5 protein-coding genes are annotated in these 6,000 nt (G+C 70.0%); 4 read left to right on the top strand and 1 reads right to left on the bottom strand.

Translation table 11 applies throughout. The features are described from left to right. The 4 genes from K7C98_RS31385 to K7C98_RS31370 all read left to right on the top strand — a co-directional run. Positions 1-364 (top strand): LuxR C-terminal-related transcriptional regulator (locus K7C98_RS31385; RefSeq protein WP_224195490.1); only part of this gene is annotated, 364 nt, incomplete at its 5' end. Between the two features lie 135 nt (positions 365-499). After that, entirely contained in the window at positions 500-859 is a 360-nt protein-coding gene (locus K7C98_RS31380; RefSeq protein WP_224195489.1) for a hypothetical protein, read from the top strand. A gap of 218 nt (positions 860-1,077) precedes the next feature. Beyond that, positions 1,078-1,809: a hypothetical protein gene (locus K7C98_RS31375; RefSeq protein WP_224195488.1), complete on the top strand. Its 732-nt coding sequence runs from the start codon at positions 1,078-1,080 to the stop codon at positions 1,807-1,809. 824 nt (positions 1,810-2,633) lie between these two features. Further along, on the top strand, positions 2,634-3,482 hold the full coding sequence (locus K7C98_RS31370) for a hypothetical protein (RefSeq protein ID WP_224195487.1): 849 nt from the start codon (positions 2,634-2,636) through the stop codon (positions 3,480-3,482). A gap of 111 nt (positions 3,483-3,593) precedes the next feature. On the opposite strand, the gene K7C98_RS31365 is transcribed toward K7C98_RS31370, so the two are convergent. After that, entirely contained in the window at positions 3,594-5,687 is a 2,094-nt protein-coding gene (locus K7C98_RS31365) for an FG-GAP repeat domain-containing protein (RefSeq protein ID WP_224195486.1), read from the bottom strand. Positions 5,688-6,000: the final 313 nt, after the last annotated feature.

Here is a 6,000-nt window from a genome sequence, read left to right as displayed (position 1 = left end):
CGACGGCATCTTCAACCTGATCGACCTCGCTTCGACCAATGGCATCCACGTCAACGGGGTCCGGGTCGACCTGACGATCCTCCGCGGACAGGACCGCATCGAGGTCGGCCCGGTGGCCCGCCTGTGCTTCACCTTCGACGCCGACCCCCTCGAGGAGACGACCCTCCCGCCGCTCGACCTCAGCCCGCGCCAGCTCGAGGTGGCCAAGCTCGTGTGTCAGGGGCTGACGAATGCCGAGATCGCGGCGACCCTCGGGATCAGCGCGCGGACGGTGACCAGCCACCTCGACCACATCTACACGCGCCTCGACATCGGCTCGCGCTCGGCCCTGGCGACGGCGCTGGCCAAGCGCGGGCTGGCGTGACGCCCGCTACGCAATTCGAGCCGATACGGCGCGCGCGCCTACGTAGGTCGGGCGACGGCGGCGGCCCGGCTCGGCGGCATCATCCGGCGCATGCAAAGAACCTCGCGCGCATGGAAGCAAGAATGGTCGTTGGTGGTGGCCGCGGCGCTGGCAAGCTCGAGCCTGGGGGCGCTGTCCGGATGTGCCCCGGGCGAGTGCAAGGAGGCGAAGCCGCTGATCGCCGAGGTCCGGACGGCGCTCGACAAGCTCGACACCAGGAGCGCCCTGCCGGGCGCGGAAAAGCTGCACGCGGCGCTCACGTCCACCACCGCGTCCGAGCTGAAGATCTTGCGCGTTCACACGCAGGAGCTGGTACAGACGATCAAGCGGGCGCAGAAGGCTCCGACGAGCGAGGCAGGCGTGGCCGAGCGCGACCGATCCGCCGACGCTCTCGGCGTCGCCGTCAAGGACTGGCAGGGCCAGGCCGCAATCGTCGACGCACAGCTCTGTAATTAGTCGCCGCGCCGCGCGGTGAACCCTCGAGAACGGGGCGGACGGGGTCGACCTCGTGCGCGTCGAATGGTGATTCAATGCTCTGAATCGAGACTCCAGTAAATCATGGCTGTCTCGCGGTTTCCGTTGTCGCCGTCCGGATCGTGTGTTACACGCGTCAAGTGGGTTTTTTCGACTTTCGTTGCCCGATCACCGGGCTCTCGTTGCGGGGCTCGAACGCCGTGCACATCGCCCTCGTGGCGGTGACGCCGGAGCGCTGGGCCCCGCTCTCGCTGCCGATCCGCGGCAGTTACGATCGCCTCGGATCGATCGACTTCATCACCCCCGACGGGTTGACCGCGCAGTTCGTGATCGGCTTCGCGCGAATGGTGAAGGCCGGTCGCGTCCTGGCGCCGAACGCCTCCACCGAACTCGCCGTGTTCGCCCGCGGGCCCGGGCTCGAGGCGCTGCTGAAACTGTTCGCCCGCGTCAACACGGACAGCATCTGGGCGCCGTCGCCGTTCACGCTCGACGGTCGACAGATGCGGCAGATGCTGATCCACGCCGACGCGTTCGAGGCGCTCGCGCCGGAGGTCCCGACCCGCGCGCCCGAATACGAAGTGCTCGAGCAGCAACTCCACGCCGCCCCGATCGACCCGCTGGCGCGCGAGATGTTCGAGGACGTGATCGTCGGCGACGACGCGCTGCGCTTGCGGGCCAGCGCCGCGCTGACCCGCGTCGCCGCGCTCGATGCCTGGCTCACGGCCCACGCGCGCACCTGGGCGCCCGGGAACGAGACCGGCCAGTACTACACCTCGATCGACCTCGAGTTCGCCCTCGCGGCCCGACGCGACCTGGCTGCCGACCCTGCCCTCGTGCGGGTGATCGACGGCGTCATCGCCGAGCGTGAGCACGAGGCCGAGGAGGACCGCCGCCAGCAGGCGTGGGAGGACCGCGTCTTCGGCCGCTCCTGACGAGGTGCTGCCAGCCGCGGTCGCACCGCCCGTCGTCGAGTCGTCCCGCGGCCCGCTCGACGAGGGCATTCACGACGAATCGACCAGGCGCCGCACAGCCCGAGCTGCTCGCCGCGCTCGCCGGTCTGACCGCAGCGAGGCATGGTTGAATATACGCAGCGTACCGCAGAGACGGAGCACGAGCTCGCGGGAGACGGGAGCCGTCGACCGCCGCTCGCCTTGAGCGGGACCAGGACGTCGCCGGGGGTGATCGCGCCGACCACCGAGACGCTGTCGCCGTTCGGCTCGCCTTCTTCGTTGAGCTCGGGGAACTCGAAGTCGTCGACCGCGGGGGAGTTGGTGTCGCTGCAGTTGCAGCCGAGGCTCGTGGTGCGGAAGCTCTGGTCCGGGTCGGTCTCCTCGGTGGTGCAGCCGATGGCGAGGAGCGAGAGGGACAACGCAAGGAGGGGGAAGATCGAGTGCGACATGATTGGACCTTTTGGCGTAGGAGCGGCGCGGGCCGCCGATGCCCCCGGTTCGGCAAGCTGCGGGCCTCGCAATAAACGCAATAATATCAACGCTCCGGCCCCGCGGGACGCCCGTCTTTGCGGGGCCGTCCCCTGCGGCGACCCCTGCGACGACCCCGGCGCACGGCGCCCTCGACCCCGTCCCCGGGGTCCACGATCGCGCCGACGCGGCGCTTCGCCGGGCCGAAGTGTTGGAAGAGGCGATGTCGGGGCGGCGCCGCGGGTCGTACGAGGGCGGGTGAGACGCGGCTCGAGAAATTTCGCCGGCTAGCGAATTGAAACGGCCTGGGCCTCGACATCACCACGGAGAGACCGGTCATGAACATTCCGTGCGCGCTCCGTCCCGTCATCACGCTCCTGCTCCTCGTTGCCCTGACACCCGCCTGCAGCGAGGACCCGCCGGCCGACGCGTCCAGCGGCGATACCTCCGACACGCCCGGCGCTACCGCCGACACCTCCGACACGATCGACGAGCCACCGACCACCGGTCCCGACTCCGACGGCGAGAGCACGAGCACCACGAGCCCTACGGGCCCGGACGTCACGGGTACGAGCGACCCGAGCGGCTCCTCGAGCGGTGACGACACGACCGGGTCCGGCACCGGTGGAGGCGAACCCGGCGTGCTTGGCAGCACGCAGGACGGCTGCTCCCCGAGCGGGGAGCGGTCGCCCTCGCTTCCGCACGAGGCCGGCTATCTGACGGCCACCGTGCTCACGCCGGACACGTACCCGTTCGCGGTCTCGCGCGTGCAGTACACGCTCCGTCGTAACCTGGACGTCGGCTGCGTAAACACGTACGCCCATCGCCTGGAGATCTACGTGACCGAAGGCGGCAAACCGCCCGCGATGCCCTCGACCGAGGCCTCCACGTTCATGACGATCGCCGTCGAGGAGAGCCTCGAGGACGTCAACCGCCGCGTCCTCGAACCCGAGCTCGACCCGCCGATCGTGCTCACGGACGGCCAGTCGCTGGTGGTCGCCGTCTCCCTCGAGGCCGATCTCGACGCCGGCATGGCGCTGTGCCTCGAAATATGCGTGGGCGACCCCGACCCGGGGGTCGACTTCTGGGGCGGCGCCCCCGCCGAGCCCTACAACTGGGACGACCTGGTGGCTGATTACGGCTTCTCGGCCAATCAAAATATCGCCGCGTTCGGCACGGCCCTGTGACCCGGCTCCCGCTGCGGCGCGCCGGCACCACGCGCGAGCGCCAGGACGCGCCTGCGACCTGTCGAGAGGCCGCAGGCGGAGGTCACGAGCGAGCGGGAACGTCGAGGTACGTCACCCGGCGATCAGGCACTTGCCGCTGCTGGTCCCGGTATTGTTGTCGGTGCGGCACTCCTGCCATTCGGGGTGCGGCACCATCGTGTCGTCGACGACCGCGTAGATGGCGACGACGCCGTTCTTGACGTCCTCGGGGGCGTCGTTGAAGGGGAGCGTGAGGGTCTCGGACTCGAGCGGGTAGAGGGCCTTCGAGGTGACGAGCTCACCGACCTTGGTGCCGCTGCCAGGTTCGCCGGTATAAAAGCCGACGACGACGCCGGCGGGGAGGGCGGCCTCGCCGATGTTGCGGACGGTGGCGGCGAGCGAGTAGTCCTCGTCCTCGCACAGCGGGGCGATGGCGACGATCGCGTCGGGGGCGCCGAATTCGCTCCCGGGCTGCTTGTTCTGGCGGAAATTATTGAAGCCCGGGACGGTCCAGTTGGGCTCCTCCCCGGCGGGGATCGTGCCGTCCTCGTTGACGTTGGTGATATGATAGGTGTGCTGATTCCAGACGCGGCGGGTGCGGACCCACTTGCCGCCGGCGGTGCCGAACACGCGCACGCCGGACTGGCCGTTGACGTTGTCCTCGACGCACGTGATGTTCGGGTCGTTCTTGCCGTAGGCGTTGGAGACGACGACGATGTCGGCCTGCCCGTCGTTGTCGACGTCGGCGACCACCGGGTACTCCGACAGCGTCCCGCTGCTGCGCGGGATCTGCAGCAGCACCTCGCCCGCGCCGCCGAAGATGAACATCGTCTGCTCGTCGGCGTACATCGCCTCGGCGACGCCGTCGCCGAGGAAGTCGAACGCGGTCCCGGCCGCGATCCCGCTGAAGTCGCTGACCGGCGCCTTCCACAGGATCGTCGGCCCTTGCGGCCGGTAGACCGTGTAGTTGTTGGCCGAGCTGACGGCGAACTCGGACTCGCCGTCGCCGTCGAAGTCGTGCACCGTCGACGGCCGCAGCCAGTTGGTGTTGAACGGCGGGTCCCCGGTGGGCTGCTGGTCCTGGAAGATGATCGAGCCGTCGTGATTGAGCAGCGACAGGCCGTTCATGTTGGTCACGAGGACCTCCGGCAGGCCGTCGCCGTCGAGGTCGGCGATCGACGGGTACCCCGGGGCCACCGCGCTGACGAACAGCGCCTCGCCGGTGTGCTGGAACGCCGCGTGACCGAGCACGATCTCGAGGTCGCCGTCGCCGTCGAGGTCGGCCAGCGCCGACGACGACCAGTTGCCGGCCGGCTGGTTCAGCGTGACGAGCAGGACGCCGTTGTGGTCGAACAGGCGGTTGCCGGCGAGGATCTCGACGTCGCCGTCGTTGTCGACGTCGCCGAGGGCGATCGAGCCGGAGTAGACCTCGGGCCAGCCGCTCGCGCTGGTCCACTTGTGCGCCCCGTCGTGCTCGAACGCGATCGGGTTGCCGCCCACCACCGAGGTCACGATCTCCGGCAGGCCGTCGCCATCGATGTCGCCGATCGCCGGCGTGACGGTGTGATCGACGGAGGTGGCGAACACGGCGTGCTGCGCACCGGTCGCGCCGTCGAGGACGTAGACGCGGCCGGTCTGGCCCACGCTGCCGGAGTACGGTGAGGCGACGACGACGATGTCCGGCGTGTCGCACAGGTCGATCACGCCGTCGGCGTTGTCGTCGGTCACGTTGGCGACCAGCGGCGTGACGATGCTGTAGGCGTCGCCGTTCGGCCCGGTCCACGTCCACTGCAGCTCGGGGTCGAAGCTGTCCGGCGGCGCCTCCTGGTCGCACTCGCCGACCGCGTCCATGTCGTCCTGCACCTTGCACACGTCGATCGGCTCGCCGGTCGTGGCGTCGGTGGTCGTCCCCGGCCCCGTCGCCCCCGGCCCCGTCGTCCCGGTCGTCGTCGTGCTCGGCGCCGTCGTCGACGTGCTCGTCGGCACCACCGGGTCCTCGGTGGTCGTCCCCTCGCTCGTCGTCGGGCTCGTCGTCGTCGTCGTGCTCGTGCCCGTAGCCTCGGTCGTGGGCGTGGTCGCCGTCGTCGGCATCGTGGTCGCCGAGTCCGACGCCCCTGCTGTGGCGCGAGTGTCGTCTCCGCAGGCGAGAGGAGCGAGCGCGAAGACTGCGACGAGTCGGCGTTTCATGACGCGAGACGCTAGCACGCCCCTCCTCGCGCTCGCGCTCGGCGTTGCAGGCGAGCGCCTTCGCGTGGCGAGGACCACCGCGCATCCGCGGCTCCCCGATCACGCAATCGCTCGTGGATCTCTCCACCTGTCGCGCGTGCCATGATTCGTGGATCGACGGCACCGCGCGCGATCGATCCCCGCACGCGCGCGTCGCGAGGTGCTCGCGGTGTCACGATCGCGCCCAGCGCCGCGTCACCGCACAGCGCGCTCCGCGAGCCGGGAAGCTCGCCGATCCGCGCCGGCCGCGGTTGCGAGGCGCGCGCCGGCGCCG

Source organism: Nannocystis pusilla (assembly GCF_020073745.1).
GTDB classification, from domain to species: Bacteria; Myxococcota_A; Polyangia; order Nannocystales; family Nannocystaceae; genus Nannocystis; species Nannocystis radixulma.
This window is presented reverse-complemented; position numbering and strand designations above follow the sequence as displayed.

Bases quoted from the DNA above. Each gene is read 5' to 3' on its own strand.
- K7C98_RS31370 (WP_224195487.1), top strand. From the start codon at position 2,634: ATGAACATTCCGTGCGCGCTCCGTCCCGTCATCACGCTCCTGCTCCTC.
- K7C98_RS31365 (WP_224195486.1), bottom strand. From the start codon at position 5,687: ATGAAACGCCGACTCGTCGCAGTCTTCGCGCTCGCTCCTCTCGCCTGC.